Below are 19,072 nucleotides of genomic sequence, written 5' to 3'. Positions count from 1 at the left end.
GCTTAATTCTTTTCAAGTTCTAATAGTTGAGAAAAACCATGTTGGCATTCTACTGTAACAGCTGTTTGGTTATTAGCATAAGAAGTCTGCACTTTTACACCAACTGCATTCGCCTTCCAGCGCCCGTTAAAGTTTACTGTAACCAAAACAGGTTCACTAATACACTCAAAAAGATTCTTATTCTTCTTATCTACAGGAAAATTCAGATCAGGTTGTACCAAACTAACTGCAATTTTATCGGTCTCCTTTTGCTGTAATATCACCATACAAGGAGTTGAAACTTTAACCAACACATCTTTTCCAGAAAATGCTTTAGCGTTAAACAACACATATCCGGTTAATTTTTCAGGTTTGTATGTCACAATATGCGCAATACTATCAGCCTGTAATACCTGTACCGAATGATCAGCCATTATTTTTTGCCCAAAATTCACTTGATCAGCCTTAGCCATAAAAGGATAAATAATATACTGATAAGATGCACCTTTAGGACTTATCCCATGGTTGATCCATGCAGCGGAAAAATTCCCATAAGTATAAGGTAACTCTTCAGACTTCACCCTGTTTTTTAGGGCTTTATTAACAGAATATTCACCATTAAATGACCGCTGTTTACTTTTCTGCAAGTCGACATCCCCTACCAACACATGGTATCCACTTCCTTGCTGATCTATCAACCAATCTCCTCCTTTCCCCTCAAAAGGAAAGTCTTTTACTGTTCCAGATCGCTGAGTGTATACCGCTGCCTCTGTTTTAGAAAGTGCCAGCTGGAAGAGGTTTGTCTGAACAGGATAAGCAGGATCAACTGCTGATATATCACTACCTATACAAACTAACTTCTCACCAAAAGAGAATACAGATTTCTTTGCTTTAAGCTGTCCGGTGAAAGGTCCTTTAGCAGGCCCCTCATTTAGCTGCATGGCAAACACGCCATATCCATTTAATGTAGCGGCACCTGTAAAGACCTCTCCCGAGCTAAACTTTAAAAGAGGCCTTGGACTTTCCAGCTTTTCGAGTGGGAGATGGATTACGGTCGCTCCGGGATATCGGTTCCAGTCCCACCCATCCTGCGAAAAGCCACTAGAGAGCTCACCCCCTCCATTTAACAATTGGATAGTCCCATTTGCCGGATAACGTCCATAGCGATTGTTTGCAGCATATATTTCAGAAGCCCATAAGTACTTACTATAACCTTTTATAATTGCTGCCCAATTATTATTACGCTGCACTGCTGTTGCGCCGTACGGAAATACCACATAAGGAGCAGGCTGTTGCACGCTGGTTCCTGCCTTATTGAAGATATCTGTATTAATTTTATCTTTTGCTCCCCAGAGCCTGATATAAGCAGCAGCAAGTTCATTGTCAATTTTGGAACTGCCTTCAGGATTTCCGCTCATCGCCAATGCCAGGCAGGCATTTTTTAATCCGTCAATTGAATTTGAGTGCAGCGGGTGGCGGCCGGCATTACCAAATCCCCAGCTGTATAAATGGCTATAAGCAATAGCAGCTAAAAAAGCTTTCTTAAAGTTTTTGTGTCCTGTTTCTCCAATTTTGAAACTGGTACCAGATAAAGTAGATAATATGCGTGGCACCGAAGCGAATGATCCATAAGCATAGGCGGGATAATGCCCCCGATGATGCCAGGCTGTTCCATCAGGTTTATAAGCTTCTGGCTTATCTTGCTGCCCCAGCACAACACTGATGTAATTGGAGTACGCATGAAGCCATGTCGCTTGCAGGTCCCTGCTGTCGGAAAGCAGGCTAATCAGAAGGCAGCCATAAGCCTGGGTATTTAAAAAATCAAGATCAACCCTAAAGCTGTTATCCGGACCCAACATTTTCCCCAGGTTATTTAACCACTGCAGGCTTCCACCCACCTCGTTAAGCAAACCCGCTTTTGCCAAAGGTTGTTTCATCAAATAGCATCCTTCAGTTAACTCCCTTGTGAAATAGCCTATTAAGCTGCGGCTACCACCATTTGCACCCCTTTGCCAGCCCTGATCTAAAAAATAACGGGTGGCCAGTAAAAACATATTTTCCAGGTTTCTTTTCTCATCACTGTTATCTGGTGCTATAGCATATGCTCTGGCGATAGTTTTCATCACCTCCCCAAGTGATTTTGTAGAATTTTGCACCTGAGTTCCTTGTTGCGCAACATCATGATAAAAAAAATCATCTCTATGTGTAAGTGGAGGCCCTAACACCACGCGCTTGTCATCGCTTTCCCGAATACCCAATTTAATAAAGTCTGTAACAATGCGTATATAATTATACTTGTCAACACCTGTTAACAGTTCCTTTGAAATTTTCTGTTCTACTTCTAAAAGACCTTTTTTTTCTTTAGCTGTAATTGTTGTTGGCTTTAGCTGCCGGGCCAGGGCATCATAATAAAGACCCGGCATAAAATGATCAGACCCTGCCGGCACTTCTTTTTTAATAAAAGGGACTAAGTAATCCGGGCTTTGCATTCTGTCGTCTACATACTGCGAAAAAACAACGTCGTCAAATAAAAGCGTACCCGATGAAGCTGTAGCAGTTATTTTAAATGAATCAAAACTGACAGGTGCTGTTTTTTGTGGAATATGTCCCTCCATTTCGTAAAAAGGAACCATTAATGTACGCCATCCATAAAAATTAAGAGGAAAAGTAAACCACGCTGCATCATTACCTTGTGTACTAAAGCGAATAGCAGCGCTCCCCTGCTGTGGCTTTTCACTATATACAGAAAAAACAAAAGTGGGACTTGTTGGAAAATCATAATCAAACTTCTGCATTCCCTTTTCTAAAAGCCTGAAGTATGAGGTTGATATTGAAGCATCCTTTCCTTTCCAGGTCCATTTCAATGCCTGCTTACCATATCGGTAATGCTTTGCACTGGTAGAAATGATACTGCCTTCGGATGCGATATACTTTTTCAAGACATCATCCCGCTCAAATGACTCTACAAAAGGTCCCTTTTGCGAAAAAACAGTAATCGCAGCTAATATTAGACAAAATGTTAAAAATAGATGTAATAGGCCATTTAACCAGTGGAGTTTCGTTCTCATCATCCTTACAGTTTTACGTTGGTTTGTACGGCCAATTTAGGAACAGTGCATGCAAAGCAGGAGTGGTTTTTTATCCTATTTAGCGGGAGTTGTTGTTCGTTTTGTGCGCATTTACGCTTTTAGGTCCCAGCGTCATTTTCTGTTTGCTTTCGATAAGCAGAAGGCAATTGATTAAAAAGTGCTTTAAATGATTGACGAAAATGCTTTTGATCATTGAAGTTCAAAGCAAAGGCTATTTCTGAAACAGACATATTGGTAGTCATTAGTAACTGTGCCGCTTTTTTAAGCTTTATAGTTTTAACAAGCTCGGCTATAGACTGTCCAGTTAGCGCCTTTAACTTACGATACAATACGGACCTGCTCATGCCTATCTTTTTCACCAATACATCGATTGTAAAATCAGGTTCCATTAAATACTCGTTAACAATGATCGTAAATTCTTTTAGAAACTGTTCATCCGGAGAAGCTGCCGCTCCAAATGCATTTGTACCTGCTGGTTGAAGGATAAATTGCCGGTGATATTTCTCTACCAGTTTTTTTCTCGATTCCAGCAAATGATGGATTCTAATGCTCAGTACATCCGGATCAAATGGTTTTGTAATATAAGCATCTGCACCTAGTTCATAACCGGACTTCTCGGATTCAAAGGTTGCTTTTGCCGTAATGAGCAATATAGGTATATGACTAGTTAGTATATCTGACTTCATTCTTCTACAGAACTCCATGCCATCCATTTCAGGCATCATTACGTCACTTATTACCGCATCTATACTTTTTTCACTGGCTATTTTGATCGCCTCCAGCCCATTTTCCGCATTATAAACATTATAGGACATACTAAACAAACCAGAAATAAATCGACGCAAGTCGTCATTATCATCCACTACTAAAATAGATGCACGCTTTTCATCATACGTAAAGGGTTTTTCAGGTAATTGAGGCAAATCATATTGCCAGGGCATATATGGACTTACCGGATTTATAATTTCAGAACCATACATGTCATAACCGGATGGTCTAAGTTTTTTTATAGGCAGGATAATCTTAAAGCAGCTACCTTGATTTTCCACACTTTGCACCTCCACATTTCCCTGATGCATAGTTACAATGTTTTTAACAAGAGCCAATCCAATACCAGTTCCATACCCCTGCTTAACCTGATAAAACTGGTCAAAAATCATATTAATATGAGCTTCGGGTATTCCGGCACCGGTATCCAGCACCTCAATAGTAACATAATCGGAATTAGCTTTCACACTTAATGTTATTGTTCCACCAGCAGGGGTAAACTTAAAAGCATTAGATAAAAGATTGTAAATAACCTTTTGAAATTGCAGTCCATCAAACCAGACCATGATTACGGGGTCTGTTCTTTCAAAATAATAATGAATTTCTCTTTCCCTGGCATACTCATCAAAATAGGATTTTATCTCCTCCAGATAAGGTACAATGTTCTGTTGCGAAACCTGTAATGTTGTTGTCGCACTTTCACTCTTTTTAAGATCTAACAATTGGTTAATTAGCATCATGAGTGCCCTTGCATTTTTATACATCACCTGATGTTGCCTTTGCACATATTCATCTCCTTTTCCCAATTGTATCATTTGTTGTAAAGGACTCATGATCAATGTAAGTGGCGTTCTGAAATCATGAGAGACATTGGTGAACAGCTGATTCAGGTACTTCATTTTTTCTTTTTCACTTCGTTCTGCTGCCAACTCATTACGCACTTTAAGCCGCTGCAGTGTTTGGCGTCTCATCAGAAATAAAATGGAACATATAATTATACCATATATGGAATATGCCCACCATGTTTTCCAGGGTGCAGTTCCTATATGTATCTTAATGCTTGTGCCTTTTTTGTTCCACATCCCATCGTTATTAGAAGCTTTTACGTTAAAAGTATAGGTACCGGCATCCAGATTGGTATACGTTAGTGAATTGGTATTATCCAAATCGTTCCAGTCTTTATCAAAACCCTCTAACTGAACTGCATACTGATTTTTTTGTGGCTGCGAATAGTTAAGTGCTACAAAAGTAAAGTTCAGCATGTTCTGATCATGAGCCAGTTCTAACTCTTTTTCTCCATCCCAGGCGTTAATCAATTGGTTATTTACTTTTATCGAGGTGATATATACAGGCGGAACATAAGCATTGGTAGTAATCTGATCAGGGTTAAAGAAGCAGAAACCATTGGTTCCACCAAAGTAAAGTAGTCCCATTTTATTAAGCATACTTGCTCCATAATTAAACTCTTTTGAAGGTAAGCCATCCGACTCATCAAAATTTCTTATTCTACCAGAAGGCAACTGCAGTTGGCTTAGTCCATTATTAGTACTTAGCCATAAATTATTCTTCGCATCAGGTAAAATACCATAAATAACATCATTGGGTAGGCCTTCGGCAATTCCGTAATGTTTCCCTTTTTTAGTCAGGAGATTATAACTATAAAGACCGTCACCTTCCGTACCCACCCAGAGCTCGCCTCCAGGTTTATTATAAATGGACAATACAGGAACCGGTGTATTACCTTTAGCGGCATCATTAAATAATACCTGCCTGATTTGCAGGGTATTTATATCCATTTCCGCCAGGCCGGCATTGCTTCCTATTAAAACCTTTCCATTTTTTGAAGAGGCTGCTATCATATATACAATATCACCTATTAGCTTTTCATTCTGAACAATGCGCGTTATTTTCCCAGTAATCGTATTTAATCGATTTAATCCCCCGCCCGAAGTGCCAATCCATATATTACCTGCCTTATCCTGAAATAATGACACTACCCTGTTGCTGCTAAGGTTGCTATCAGTACCGCTATTGATTCTTTTAAACCGGTATGGTCGACTGGTTGTATTGAGATAATTAAGCCCCCCATCATGCAAACCAATCCATAATCCTCCGGTTTTGTCCATTAACATTGTTTTCACATTGTTAGCACTAATGCTGTACGGATCATTTTCTGAATGGGTATAGTAAGTAAAGATTCCGGTTTTTCTATTATAAAAATTAATACCACCGCCCTCTGTACCAATCCAGAGGTTATGTGCAGCATCTTCAATAATGGAACTTACAACTTTATAGTTAAGGGTACGGTTATTATTGCCAGCCGATACGTGTTTAAACCTATTATAACTGCTGCTATAATAATTTATCCCACCAAAATAAGTACCTACCCACATATCACCCATCTGGTCTCTACAGATGCTATAAACAGAATTCTGACTCAGGCTGCTGTTATTGTTTTCATCATGCTGATATCGTGTGATGCTTTTATCGGCTACATTCAAAATATACAGCCCGTTATAGGTCCCTATCCATAAATTATTATGTCCATCTTCCTGTATGCATCTTACAGGATCTGTGATAGCATTTACTCCTATCTGATAATTTTCAAAAGCATTATTTTTTTTGTTGAGAATGGCCAGTCCACCTTTGTAGCCCAACAATAAATTCTGCTGTTTATCCAGATACAAAGAAGCTATAAAGTTCGTATTTGTACCTGCGGCCCCGGGAAGACGATAGTGTACAAAGCCATCAGATGCAGATCGGTATTGATCGACCCCTTTATTGGTACCGACCCAAATGTTTCCGTCCGGCGTTTTCAACAAAGCTTGTATAATATCGGCAGACAAACTGCCCGGCTGCTTTTCTTTATACTGATAAAGAACCTTTGTATCCTTTTTGATGTCCAGTTTAAACAAGCCCTGAGCAGTTCCTACCCAAAGGTTCCCTTTTCCATCGGTACAAAGAGATAAGATATCATTTTGCTTTTGGTTACCAGTCTGGGATAATTTATAACGAACAAAATTGTCCGCCTGCGCTTCATACCTGTTCAGGCCATTGGCTGTCCCTATCCATAAATTTCCATACTCGTCTTCGCAGGATGCTCTAACTAAATTATGACTGAGGCTGTTCGCATCTCTTGAATCATATCTGTACTGTACAAATCTTACCCCATCATACTTATTCAACCCATCTCTGGTTCCCAGCCACATGTATCCTTTACGATCCTGTAAGATGCTCAATACTGAACTTTGTGTAAGCCCTTGCTTTAAAGAAATGTTGATGAATTTAATATCCTCGTATGCTGTTGTTTTTTGCGCTTTTATATGGATCGATATACATATTAGCCAAACAAATATTATAATTTTTCTGAAAAGCATTTTTTCGCGGCCTCCTGTTAATCCAGCCGAAAATAATCAAAAAAAATTTATCGGACATACTTTACTACCCGGGGCTTACTTTTCCGTGGTGACGGTAACTGGCTTACCACAATACGCTTGCCCTGGCATTGCTACATCGGTTTGTTTAATGCCATTAGGTATATATTCGTTATTGTTTTTTAAACGGGATCACCATGTTCCAGGATTTAGTGGCATTTTCAAATCCACCAGGCCCATCCATTGTCGCAAAAAACAGGTATGCTGGTTTTCCATTTTCAAAAAAGATAAAGGGCCTTTCCAACTGTCCTTGTAATTCAATCTTCCCATCCTCGTAGGCTACAGTTTTAGAATATGCTTTCGGATCTTTATCCATTACCCACTCGATGCCATCTTTGGAATGCGCCATTACTCCACCCCCACGTTCTCCCGTAAATTTTGCCACGTGATCTTTGAAAATAGCATGATATCCTCCACTATTTTTCCATAGGAAAGGATCTTCGGCCTCGCCTTGTTCTTCAACATTAAAAATTGGTTTATCATCATTCAAAACACGATAAGGCCCATTTATATTGGGGGCATAAGCCATTCCCAGCGCCATATTGGAATACTTTCCGTCCATTGTATGTGCACGTCCTTTAAAAATCATCATTACCGATCCGTCTTCCTGCAGCATTGGTGAAGGATTTGAAGTAAGGAAACTATAGAAAGTATTTGGTTTAGTTTTCAAAATAGGCTCATCTAACCTCTTCCAAGGTCCATAAGGGGTATCAGAAACTGCCAATCCTATTCTTTTATTAGATCTGGCGACTATGCACCATTTACTATCTAGTGTTAACTGACCGTACTTAGGTTCTTCAAAAGGATGTGTAGAACCCATGTAAATCAGATAATATTTGTCCTTGAAAAATAGTATACGAGGATTATGTGTAGAGCGCCCGTCCCAATATTGTGCCCCCCGTGCAGGGAGTGCAACGTCTGAAAAGGTATATGGACCTTGTGGCACATCAGCTGTTCCGTGTATAATTTCTGATGCCACCATCCAGCCCGGATGGAAAGGCAATGTTTTCGGAAAACGGGAGGCATAGATATGATATTTACCAACTTTATCCTTAACAATTGAGCTACCCCAGACCCAATAATTTTCCATCGCAACAGAGGGAGTTCTGAATGCCTTTCCCAAATTTCCGAATATCTCGTTCCTGGAATTTTTCTTCAGTTCTTCCAGATTTTCAATTTTTTGGCTTTTCACCGGCAAGTATGTTATCAGGCCAAGAAGAAGCATCGTGATTTTAATACATACCTTTCTCATCATAAACTAATGGTTGAACCTGCGAATTCATTTTGCGGCAGGTTAAAGACAAATGGAACCTCTTTACCAGTTTTTCTATCTTTAATAAATATGGTTATTGTTTTCTCTATCTGCAGTGGATCTGCCACAGAAACCACAGTTTTTCCTTTAATGTTTCTGACCATTAACACACATGCCTTATCTGTTCTAACTTCCATAGTTGGTAAAACCACTGTTCCTCGCTTATAAAAAACGGCCTGTAGCATGTTTAACGTTTGGTGATAAGCGGCTTGCAGGTTTGCTGTATTTGCAAGAATCTGTAGGTCTGCCGGATTATACTTTCTGATCTCTGAAGTAGTTTCTATTCCCGGTAAGACGATGTAGACATATTTTTCTGCTGCTGGTTTAGCTCCGTGATTAATCCACAACTTAAATACACCGCCTGTAACTTCATCTTTTAAATATGAATTATTAATCTGGTACCAGTTTCCTTTCTGCATCTGCGTACTCAGACTGATGTTCCCCCCTTGCGGAAAATAATAGCCTACACCATCATGTAAAACCCAGGTCTGCCCTTTTTCATTAATTTCAAATGTTTTCCCTTTTCCAACCGGAGTTTCATTTACAGCATTCCATACCGTTCCATTTAACCAGCTTTGATTAACCGTAGTTGTAATATTTTGAGCAGCATTGCTTTTAATTCCTGCGCCAAGACATACAATTTCATTGTCAAAAAAGAACCATGATTTCTTTGCTTCCAGACTATCATAATTTAAAGCATAGGCACTGGCTCCATACAAACCATCTGATACCCCACCCGAAAAAGTGTTTTGCCCGTCTTCCCCCCAAAATTGAGTCAAGGGTCTATCGATTGCATAATCTCTGCTGGTTACACCAGGAATTTTATCCCATTCCCATACCGGCATAATGTTATAATATTCCGGACCGCGCAGCTGTATGTTTGTCGCACCGTCAGAAAGGTATCTTCCCAGCAAGTTTTCTTTGTTACCAGCCTCACTTCTTTTAGTTCGTGTACTTACCATACGTACATTAAAAGAATAAGAAGGACGTAAATGAAGTGTATAATCGCCAGTCCAATATTGCTTATGGTAGGGTAAAATTTTATAATCCGGAGCCTGCCTGCTATCTGTTCTCGCTATTGCTCCATTCCATTCATCTGCATGCCCGTGATCAATCATCTTTGCAATTTCCAAACGACTTTTCTCTCCATATTTTCTTAAAATATCCGGTCTGCTTATCCCACGCCCCTCTACATTAAAATCCATATAGCAACCTCTGATTGCTTTTAGATAGCTATCTCTGTAGTATTTTGAAAATACCTCCAGTTTTTGGTCGCTCATCGCGTAAGCAGTGTCTCTTACATAATTAATAAGTTTTAATACCCCCGTTATAAATACTGCCCCGTAGCTTGAAATCTGTAGTTGTGGACCATGCTGCAAATACGCATAGTCATACTGTACTCCCTCTTTCTGATAAACAAGCTGTACGGGATAAAATAGTTCCTCCACAGATTTGTCCAGCAAGGGCTTATTGTTGGTTAATAGTGCACGATAGAAATAGTGCAAAGCGATGTCTGTTTTATTGGCACCAGCCTTAGCTTCAACATCGCCGCGTTTCATTCTTTCTATTAATTTGGCCTGAAGAGCTAAGTCTAATTTTCTGGCCCCATAGCGCATCATAATGAGTAGTTCTCCTAAAGCCTGAGGCGTGGCAATTTCATTATGCCACCAGTTGCTGCTTTTAGGATCTGCACTATACCAGAAGTCTAATGCCCTGGTAATACCTGCGAACATTTTTTCATCGCCATAGTAGCGGCTTTTCTTTTCAATGTATGCCTGTATCAATTGCTGCACTCTTAGCAAATGATCTCCTGGCTGCCATTTTGCAATTGTCCTGGCAGTATAATCAATATCTTTCCAGCTGCCATCATCCTGCAACGCTACGAAACTCTTTTCTGCGGCTCGGTCTATAAACCGCAGTGGCGACTTAAGATCGGCCAATATCCTATCCATAATTACCTCATTGGTATTTGACTGTTGCGCAAAAACTGGCTGGTAAGCTGAAACTGAGTGTAACAGGATATAAATTAAGATTAGCTTCTTCATTGTTGGTTTATTTATTACTTGTGTTTTAGCGTACATTGCTTTTATGGATACATTCTTTCCATTTCACGTCCTATTGTTTCCATACGGTGCTTCATGATCTGGTTTTTGCCTCCATAGGAACTTTCCCAGTGCGGCTTATCTAGCCCTTTTTCCCATTCTGCAAGTTTACTGAGCATCATATTCACCTGTCCGGGATATTTCAGGGCCAGGTTCTTGGTTTCAGAAATATCTTTACTGAGATCGAATAACAGTACATTATTTACCGCTTTATTTTCCAAACGCCCTTTTACATGTATCAGCTTCCAATTATTCTGCCTCATTGCCGCAGCCACACCTCTGCGCCAGTAAAGGGCTTCATGCGGGGCATTCCTGCCAGGGCTGCTTAAATAAGGCAGCAGGTTTACACCATCAAGTTGCCTGGTACCTTTTTGCCGGCCATTGCCAGCGGCAATTGCTGTTGGCAATATGTCAAGCGCACTTACCAGAAGGCTATAGGTTTTATTCCCGGCAATATGCCCCGGCCATTTCATCATCATGGCCACGCGGATTCCACCTTCCCATTTAGAACCTTTCATACCGCGCAGCGGCCCGTTGTCTGAAGAATTTGTGGTCGCCCCACCATTGTCATTGATAAAGATGACCAGTGTATTTTTATCCAGCTGATTTTCTTTTAATGCGGCCATCACCTTACCCACTCCATCGTCAAGTGAGGTCATCATTGCGGCATAAGCCCGACGACCGGTATCCGAAATATTGGCGTAACGGTCCATCAAATCTTTTTTTGCATTCATTGGTGTATGTACGGCATTGTAAGAAAGGTACATAAAGAATGGCTTTTTATTGTTCTCCCTGATAAAGTCTGTTGCTTTATCTGTTAACATATCGGTCAGATAAGTTACCTTACTTTCCGGAACAATTTCATTATTATTATACAATGCAAACTCATTGGAAGGCTTATTCTTATAAGCAAAGAAATCTCTGTGCCCCCCAACAAAGCCATAAAACTCATCAAATCCCCGGTTTAACGGGAAGTGTTTTTTTTCTTCCCCCTGATGCCACTTGCCTATTGCAATTGTTTTATAGCCATTGGCCTGCATTTCATTACCGATGGTTTGTTCGGATGGATCCATACCTACATCGGTTAATTTATACCCTGGCGCAACCAGATGGGAAGTATTATGCTCAAATCCAAAACGTTGTTGATAGCGTCCGGTCAGCAGTCCGGCACGTGAAGGTGCACATACCGATGCGGATACATATGCATCTGTAAAACGTACACCCTCCTTTGCAATGGCATCAATGTTAGGTGTAGGGATTTGTTTGCCCCCATAACAACCAAAATCGATGTACCCTGCATCATCACTAACGATAACAATTACATTGGGTTTATCTGAAACTTTATGCTGCGCAAAAAGCGGGTCCGCAAAATGAGCAGTGAGCAGTACAGCAATGATCAATTTCTTCATTTTATAGACTTCTTTTATTTTTGTTTAACCAATTCAATTTTAGACGTTAATCCATCTACACAAGGTATGCTAATCAGCGTATTGCCGCCTGATTGTAATGTTCTATTTATACCTTCACTTTCATTTTTCAGCTTCCAATTCCCTTTTATCAATAGTTTTACAACTGAGGGTTTTGCGGGCGACCTATACCAATTGCGCGAATAAATACTCACTTCTTTCCTTTTACCATCTGCTGTTAACGGACTATCATCCGGTCCTTCATAAAAGGCAAGATCGGGGTCCGTAACAGATAGTTTCAGCATTTCTTTTTCCTTTTTATACATCAATAAACATGGTCTGTCGTTATCCAGCAGTAAAGAATCTGCAGATTTAACATGGCTGCCAAAAACTGCGAGTGCAGTAATCTGATCTGCACCATAACGTACCACATGTGCTACACTATCTTTCTGTAAAACTTTATACAATGGGGTTTTGCTTTTCATTTCCGCAGCAATGCGTTCCATACCGTTCTGGTCCGTTTTTATCAGCATAGCGTATTCATAACCCTCATTTACCGGCGCTTTACCATGTTCAAATATCAATTTAGCAAAGTTACCTGTTGTATGCTTTAGGTCTTTCTGATCACGAGAAGTTTGTGTTGATTTGGTAAGCAAGACCTTGTTTCCGTCAGGAATATAATACCCGATATTGCGGTTATCTACAACTGACATTGACTTTCCAGCCATTCCATTCGATGTATATGGGAATTGATGTACAGCTCGCCCATTAACATTCAATCCATCTGCAGGCGTTTTAAGGTAATTTTGAAAAAGGGTAGTTTCTGTTGGATATCCATTTATGGTATTATTGATACCTGAACCAAGGCATATGATCAGGCTATCGAACATAAACCATGATTTTGTTGCTTTAAAGCTTCCCATATCATACTTATCATGTCCGTGTATTTTCATCGCAAACAGCCCTTGCTTACCTAATGTTGTTCCACCTGCAAAGCGCTCATCAGAGATCAGCATTTCTTCAATGCCACTAAAGTCATCCGGATTAATGATGTTCGCCCTTAACTTATCTAAAGGCTGGTGAAGCGTTGTAGTGCCCGGAATATTGTTCCAGTCCCATCCTTCATCTTTAAAATTACTGCCATTATCTGTTTTTGTCTCAGGAAAAAGCACTTCAAGATGTCCGTAAGCCAAGTATCTTCCATACATATTTGCGCCGGGATAGGACTCGTTACTGATAAAATAGCGATTATGTCCACGTACAGTTAGCAACCAATCCTGACGACGGTGGATATCAAACAATCCATAATTCAAGTTCCAATGCCCGGTGGCATATCCTGCAGGTTCAATCTGCATGCCTCTAAACGTGGTTACCCACTTATTCTTTTTATTATCATTTAGCTTTAGATAGATGCCAGCCATTGCAGTATCTATTTTTGAAAGCCCATCTGGTGTACCTGCCATTGCCATATAAGCAAATGGGCTATCGGCTATGCGCCAGGTTCCTGTAGGGTGGCGTCCGGAGATACTGATAGGCCACTTATAAGGATTAGTATATCGATACATCATCATCAGACTATTCCTGAAGCTTTCATGTGATTCCTTTTCAACCCTTAATCCTGTACCACTAAGCGCATATAAAATTGGGGCTACACCTGTAAATCCTCCAATACCGTAAGCCGGGTAAAGATTGGCATGGTGAAATACCGCACCGTCTGGTTTAAAAGCTCCCTCTATGGTATGATCAGAAGCTATATTTTTAGACAACCATCTTGAGTAGCTCTGAAGATAACGGAGCTTTTCGGGCGTATCGCCCATAATCAGCACCGCAGAAAGCATGCTTCCCAGCAGGGTATTGAATACATCAATATTAGATGAAGGTAGTTGATCTGGCAATTGAAGAGTTCTGCCTAGGCCGCTAAGCCAGGCCATACTTTTAAAGGTCTGCTCCAGCCGGCCTTGCTTTTTAATGCTTTCTTTCATCAGCAAACACGAGGTATAATAACCTTGCAGGTTATACCCATGATGGTGCAATGCCCCCATACCACTTCCATATGTCCATCCCTGATCTTCAAAATGATCCAGCAGATCTAAATACATGGTCTCCAGCTTTAATTTTGCAGCCTGATCTGATGAAGAACGGTAAGCTTGAGCCACCTGTAACATCAATTGGGTATAGCGTTTTACGCCCCACAAGCGATTCAGCTCTTTCACATCCTCAGGTGGGGTCAAAGACACGAGTTCTATATCATTTGTTGAATAAACGGCTCTGCCTGTAATATTATTTGCAGCTCTACTGATATTCCACCAGGCAAATTCGTTTTCAATATCTTTTAATTTATCCGCTGTTAGCTCCTTTTTTGAGGGAGCAATAATTTCCTGGTAACGCCTGTTAACCTTCGCCATATCGGCCAGATCTCTTTTATTGAGTTTTGAAGGAAGTTCAAGGAAATGTGGTGTCCGGCTAAAGGCATATAGTGAATTCCAATGGGCATTGGCTGCTTTATCTGCTTCCCGATTAATAAAAGGCATTTGTTCATCGCGCATTGGCGAACGCGGATTGATGGTCACATTATACATCAGCTGATCCAGAAAGAGCGTCCCCTGCTTAACTGATGAAGGGGCTTGTACATACATGGTGTTCATTGCAGCTGTAGGTTTGCCTGCCATATCCCGATGGTACATCACCCATGCTGTTCTCCACCCTTTAAAATTTAAGTTAAATTCAAAGCTGCAGGAAGCTTGGCCCGCATCGCCAAATGTAAACACCAATTTATCGTTGAGGGGAACTTCATTATATATCCAAACCACAAATGTGCTGCGTGGATTTTCCTCAACTGCCTTAAAAGCGTCATTCTCTACTTTAATTATACTTTTATTGCCGGCTGTCCAGTCCCACTTTATGGCTTGCCTGCCTATTTTAAAATGAGTATTGGTAAGACTAAGTTTTCCATTAATGGAGCGCCAGCCTTCTGGGACTGTACGCTCGCAAATGTCAGTTTGCATTTGTGCATAGCAGCTTGCAGCTTCCCAGCAGACTAATAAAATAAGGTAAAGTAAACGGCTCATATTTGGTCTTATTTTGATCCTTGACAATACAAGCTTCAAATATTGCATTTAATCTACAGATTGGAGGGGGGTAATCCGATCAAATATGGGGGATTAGTTTGCCTTTTCGAGATAAAAAAAGCTGCCGGGTTCCATAATTACTTTATCCGGTTCCGAACCATTATCCACAAATTTTATTTTTACCAAACCCGAAACTCTTGAAAAACCAGCCTTACTGCCATGAACATGCAGCACATAATACCAATCGCCCCGGCTGTTCTTAATGAGGTCACCATGGCCGGAACCATTTTTTCCTGTATGGTACTTGCTGATTATCGGATTTCCACCTGATTTTTTCCAGGGGCCATAAGGACTTGGTGCAACAGCATATCCTACCGCATAATCAACATTACGAAAGTCATTTGCTGAATAAAAAAGATAATAATTACGCTTATGTTTAATTACAGTGGGCCCTTCAGTGACCGCCCAGCTGGAATTAGCTGTATTCTCCCATGGTTCTGTAGCCCTGATGCATTCCTTTAATGTTTCCGGTTTTATATCCGAGAAATCATCTTTCATTTCCGCTACAAATATCCTGTTGCCCTCTTGTACCCGGACATGATATAAGTATTTTTTACCCCCATCAATAAATACAAAAGGGTCAATTTGCTTTACTTTCCCTGAAATGGGCTTTATAAGCTGTTGCTTGAACGGACCAAGCGGACTTTTACTCTCTGCGATTGCGATATTTTCATCAGCTGTATAAGCCATATAAAACCTGTTGCTATGGAAAAAAACATGAGGAGCCCAGAACCCTCTCGACCCAAATGCATCATTTTTAAACAACGCATATCCATCCTTTATTCCTGCCGGTCCTCTCCATGATTTCAGATCTGATGAAGTAAAAACTAAAAAACCATTGCTTTTTCCCGTTCCATATAAATAATAGGCTCCTTTATGCTGTAAAATTGTAGGATCTGCCAGCTCAACACCAGATGTGACACGCTCTTGAGAAAAGACATTAAAAGCTGACAGCAAGCATGCGATATACAAAAAATATTTCATCTCTTTTCCAATAACGTATTCGTATCAGGCCAAGATAAGAAAATCGTTAGAAGAAAATAGGCCTGTTTTTACTTTTAGCCGCTGCAGGATTGATGTTCCCCACAATGGTTAAACAAATCTGGGTTGGGTCATTCAGTTCAGCATAATAAGCAGTTACATCGGCAAGACTCAATTTATGCAGACTGGACACATTTACCACCTCGGGAAAATACTTATCCTGTGCAGTAAGGTGGGCCAATACTTCAGCTTTCGCTTTTTCTAAAGCAGCTTGTGTAAATTCTGGCGCATTGATATAAGTATACATAGTTTGCAGTGCAGATTCTAAATCGGCACTATTCGCAGCAAGGTTAACGCCTTTCCCGGTATAACTCAGTCCGGCATCAAGGGCGGTTAGCTGCTGGTTTAACAAGGTTGTGGTTACTTCCTGTACGGTGGCTTTCTCTTCCTGGTATTTATTTGCGGCCTCAAAACTCAGGTTGGCATATACTCCAGGTGCAGCCTGGTTTTCGGCAACGATAAGGGTCATGCCGTTTTTTAAAGTATAGCTTACCGGATCTTTCAGTACTGAAGATTGAGCAAAGCCAGTCGAGGCACCGGCTAAAAGCGCGATTGCAGTTGTGATTGTTGTGAAAATGTTCGTCATAGGATGCTTTGTATGTTTAATAATTCCTGGGGGCCAAAAATAGAGCGGTGCAACAGGCCCTGGAATGAAGAATAGGCAGAAAGGCAATTCTACCCGATGAAATAGGAAATTAGCAAGACAGAAATCATTAAATATTTGCCTAGCTTGCATTGGATAAGCTATGGATACATGTATTACCACAAAATGATGAAATCTCCGGTTGGAGAACTAAAACTAATAGCCAGCGACAAAGGGCTTGCAGCAGTGCTTTGGGAAAATGATGATCCAAAAAGAGTTCCTATAAGCGAAACCATAGAAAGCAGGGACAACACCTTCTTATTGGAAGCTGAAAAACAGCTCCTGGAATACTTTGAAAAAAAGAGGACCACCTTTACGCTTGAAATGGATTTTGCAGGAACAGACTTTCAGAAAAAAGTATGGCATGCCCTACTGACCATTCCCTTTGGCGAAACCCGCACCTACGGGCAGATTGCCAAACAAATTGGTGATGTAAAAGCTGTACGTGCCGTTGGGGCTGCCAATGGTAAAAATCCAATTTCCATTATTGCACCCTGCCATCGTGTGATCGGTGCCTCTGGCAAGTTAACCGGATTTGCTGGCGGTCTTGAAAACAAAGCCCGCTTACTTCAGATTGAAGATTCGAGGAAAAACCCGACCCTTTGGTAAGGATAAAAGAATACCTAAATATGCCAGATTCGAAAATACTACAAACAGGAATACAGCAAAGTACCTTCAACTTCCTGAACACCTTAAAAGCAAACAACAACAGGGACTGGTTCAATGCCCATAAGCTTTCCTTTCAGAAAGAGCAGGCACTGATCGAAGGCTTCGCCGAATCATTACTCGAAAAACTTTCCGTTCACGATGTCATAGAAACACCTTCCGGAAAAAAAAGCCTGTACCGCATTTATCGGGACACCCGGTTCTCGAATGATAAAACTCCCTATAAAACGCATTGGAGTGGTAGTTTTAAACGTGCCGGCAAATTCCGCAGAGGCGGCTATTACTTTCAGATAGAACCAGGAAACAGTTTTATAGCTGGTGGGTTCTGGGGGCCTGTACCCGCAGACCTTAAACTGATCAGGGAGGATATCGCTTTTGATGCCAGCCCGCTCAGAAAAACTTTAAACAGCAAATCATTTGTGGCTATGTTTGAAAAATTAAGAGGCGAGCAATTGAAAACTGCCCCAAAAGGTTTCGATCCGGACCATGAAGCCATTGACCTGCTGCGCTATAAACAATTTTTGCTACGCAGGCCGTTTACAGATGAAGAAGTTTTAAGCGGACATTTTTTAGCGGAGGCCAGCCTTACTTTTCAGGCCATGCGCCCATTTTTCGATTACATGACTGAAATACTGACTACAGACCACAATGGCATGCAAAATAATGGATGATAAACATTTAGCTGTCACAAACCACCCATAAAAGTTGACTTATGGCTATCCCCATTATTTAATGCGTACCTTGTGCCTTATTCACAACATGGACAAAATCACAAACGACGTGCAGATCGGGAATACCGATAAAAAGAAACTGGCTTTTGAAGAAAAGATACAGGAAATTGATAATAAATATTCCAGATGGTTTAATAGCCGGGTCAGTAAATTTTCTGACGGTCCTGATAAACTCAATAATTACTATCGTTATTTTTATAATGCCGAAGGAGAAATTCAACTTTACCTGAAAGAGGGCTTGCCACTTGAAATAGGTAAAGATTGCAGAAATGCATTTAAAGCCGTTTTCTATAACTGATTTGCCAGATTATCCACAATCGTAAAACCATTCTCATTTAAAAAGGTTATACGAGTGAATCATCTGCCTAATGTTATGAAAGCACCAATTGACAGTCATAAACTCCGGGACAAGCCCAACATATTTATCATAGAGGACAATGAAGACATTGGGTTTATCCTCGATTATTTTCTGAACGAGGAAGGTTTCAGTGTGAAGCTGTTTCCCACAGTCATGGCATTCAGCAATGCATTTAGAAGCAGCATTCCAGATTTGTTCCTGATAGATGTCATGCTTCCCGACGGCAACGGTATTGAACTCTGCGACGAAATAAAAAAAGATTTCCGCTCTGCGAACATACCCGTCCTGATCATGTCGGCCAATGCTGATAAACCAAGCATTGAAGCCTGCGAAGCAGAAGAATTTATCCCCAAACCATTTGACCTTCAATTTTTACTGGACAAGATCAAAACGCATTTGCCCGCCGCCTGATCCC

12 protein-coding genes are annotated in these 19,072 nt (G+C 40.7%); 4 read left to right on the top strand and 8 right to left on the bottom strand.

The window, feature by feature from the left end:
• Positions 1–2: 2 nt before the first annotated feature.
• The 8 genes from R2Q85_RS17610 to R2Q85_RS17575 form a co-directional block, all read right to left on the bottom strand.
• Positions 3–3,050, bottom strand: coding sequence for a chondroitinase family polysaccharide lyase (locus R2Q85_RS17610; RefSeq protein ID WP_316813107.1), 3,048 nt, complete (start codon positions 3,048–3,050; stop codon positions 3–5).
• Positions 3,051–3,166: 116 nt separating this feature from the next.
• Entirely contained in the window at positions 3,167–7,213 is a 4,047-nt protein-coding gene (locus R2Q85_RS17605; protein WP_316813106.1) for a two-component regulator propeller domain-containing protein, read from the bottom strand.
• Between the two features lie 169 nt (positions 7,214–7,382).
• The gene (locus R2Q85_RS17600) at positions 7,383–8,462 is read right to left on the bottom strand and encodes a glycoside hydrolase family protein (RefSeq protein WP_316813105.1); all 1,080 of its coding nucleotides are present in this window, start codon (positions 8,460–8,462) and stop codon (positions 7,383–7,385) included.
• Between the two features lie 59 nt (positions 8,463–8,521).
• A complete protein-coding gene (gene cslA / locus R2Q85_RS17595; protein WP_316813104.1) occupies positions 8,522–10,627 on the bottom strand; it encodes a chondroitinase-AC in 2,106 nt (701 codons plus the stop codon).
• A 41-nt stretch (positions 10,628–10,668) separates the two neighbouring features.
• Complete coding sequence (locus tag R2Q85_RS17590; protein WP_316813103.1) at positions 10,669–12,093, bottom strand: sulfatase; 1,425 nt, start codon at positions 12,091–12,093, stop codon at positions 10,669–10,671.
• Positions 12,094–12,107: 14 nt separating this feature from the next.
• On the bottom strand, positions 12,108–15,158 hold the full coding sequence (locus tag R2Q85_RS17585; RefSeq protein ID WP_316813102.1) for a chondroitinase family polysaccharide lyase: 3,051 nt from the start codon (positions 15,156–15,158) through the stop codon (positions 12,108–12,110).
• A 93-nt stretch (positions 15,159–15,251) separates the two neighbouring features.
• Positions 15,252–16,202, bottom strand: coding sequence for a glycoside hydrolase family 43 protein (locus tag R2Q85_RS17580; RefSeq protein WP_316813101.1), 951 nt, complete (start codon positions 16,200–16,202; stop codon positions 15,252–15,254).
• A gap of 46 nt (positions 16,203–16,248) precedes the next feature.
• Positions 16,249–16,845 (bottom strand): hypothetical protein, encoded by a 597-nt coding sequence (locus R2Q85_RS17575; RefSeq protein ID WP_316813100.1) that lies wholly within the window; start codon positions 16,843–16,845, stop codon positions 16,249–16,251.
• Positions 16,846–17,013: 168 nt separating this feature from the next.
• Between R2Q85_RS17575 and R2Q85_RS17570 the strand changes: the two genes are divergently transcribed.
• The 4 genes from R2Q85_RS17570 to R2Q85_RS17555 all read left to right on the top strand — a co-directional run bounded on the left by R2Q85_RS17570 (position 17,014) and on the right by R2Q85_RS17555 (position 19,068).
• Positions 17,014–17,511 carry a methylated-DNA--[protein]-cysteine S-methyltransferase gene (locus tag R2Q85_RS17570; protein WP_316813099.1) on the top strand — a complete coding sequence of 166 codons (498 nt, stop codon included), beginning with the start codon at positions 17,014–17,016 and terminating at the stop codon, positions 17,509–17,511.
• A gap of 20 nt (positions 17,512–17,531) precedes the next feature.
• The gene (locus R2Q85_RS17565) at positions 17,532–18,239 is read left to right on the top strand and encodes a DUF2461 domain-containing protein (RefSeq protein WP_316813098.1); all 708 of its coding nucleotides are present in this window, start codon (positions 17,532–17,534) and stop codon (positions 18,237–18,239) included.
• Between the two features lie 88 nt (positions 18,240–18,327).
• Positions 18,328–18,597 (top strand): hypothetical protein, encoded by a 270-nt coding sequence (locus tag R2Q85_RS17560; RefSeq protein ID WP_316813097.1) that lies wholly within the window; start codon positions 18,328–18,330, stop codon positions 18,595–18,597.
• Positions 18,598–18,672: 75 nt separating this feature from the next.
• Entirely contained in the window at positions 18,673–19,068 is a 396-nt protein-coding gene (locus R2Q85_RS17555) for a response regulator transcription factor (protein WP_316813096.1), read from the top strand.
• Positions 19,069–19,072: the final 4 nt, after the last annotated feature.

The organism is Pedobacter heparinus (genome assembly GCF_032678725.1).
GTDB lineage: Bacteria > Bacteroidota > Bacteroidia > Sphingobacteriales > Sphingobacteriaceae > Pedobacter > Pedobacter heparinus_A.
The sequence above is the reverse complement of the archived record's forward strand: the minus strand, read 5'-3'. Positions and strand labels throughout refer to the sequence as shown.

What these genes read in the sequence shown, in the direction of transcription:
- R2Q85_RS17610 (WP_316813107.1), bottom strand. Translation starts at nt 3,050, where the DNA reads ATGATGAGAACGAAACTCCACTGGTTAAATGGCCTATTACATCTATTT.
- R2Q85_RS17605 (WP_316813106.1), bottom strand. Translation starts at nt 7,213, where the DNA reads ATGCTTTTCAGAAAAATTATAATATTTGTTTGGCTAATATGTATATCG.
- cslA (WP_316813104.1), bottom strand. Translation starts at nt 10,627, where the DNA reads ATGAAGAAGCTAATCTTAATTTATATCCTGTTACACTCAGTTTCAGCT.
- R2Q85_RS17590 (WP_316813103.1), bottom strand. Translation starts at nt 12,093, where the DNA reads ATGAAGAAATTGATCATTGCTGTACTGCTCACTGCTCATTTTGCGGAC.
- R2Q85_RS17585 (WP_316813102.1), bottom strand. Translation starts at nt 15,158, where the DNA reads ATGAGCCGTTTACTTTACCTTATTTTATTAGTCTGCTGGGAAGCTGCA.
- R2Q85_RS17580 (WP_316813101.1), bottom strand. Translation starts at nt 16,202, where the DNA reads ATGAAATATTTTTTGTATATCGCATGCTTGCTGTCAGCTTTTAATGTC.
- R2Q85_RS17575 (WP_316813100.1), bottom strand. Translation starts at nt 16,845, where the DNA reads ATGACGAACATTTTCACAACAATCACAACTGCAATCGCGCTTTTAGCC.
- R2Q85_RS17570 (WP_316813099.1), top strand. Translation starts at nt 17,014, where the DNA reads ATGTATTACCACAAAATGATGAAATCTCCGGTTGGAGAACTAAAACTA.
- R2Q85_RS17565 (WP_316813098.1), top strand. Translation starts at nt 17,532, where the DNA reads ATGCCAGATTCGAAAATACTACAAACAGGAATACAGCAAAGTACCTTC.
- R2Q85_RS17560 (WP_316813097.1), top strand. Translation starts at nt 18,328, where the DNA reads ATGGACAAAATCACAAACGACGTGCAGATCGGGAATACCGATAAAAAG.
- R2Q85_RS17555 (WP_316813096.1), top strand. Translation starts at nt 18,673, where the DNA reads ATGAAAGCACCAATTGACAGTCATAAACTCCGGGACAAGCCCAACATA.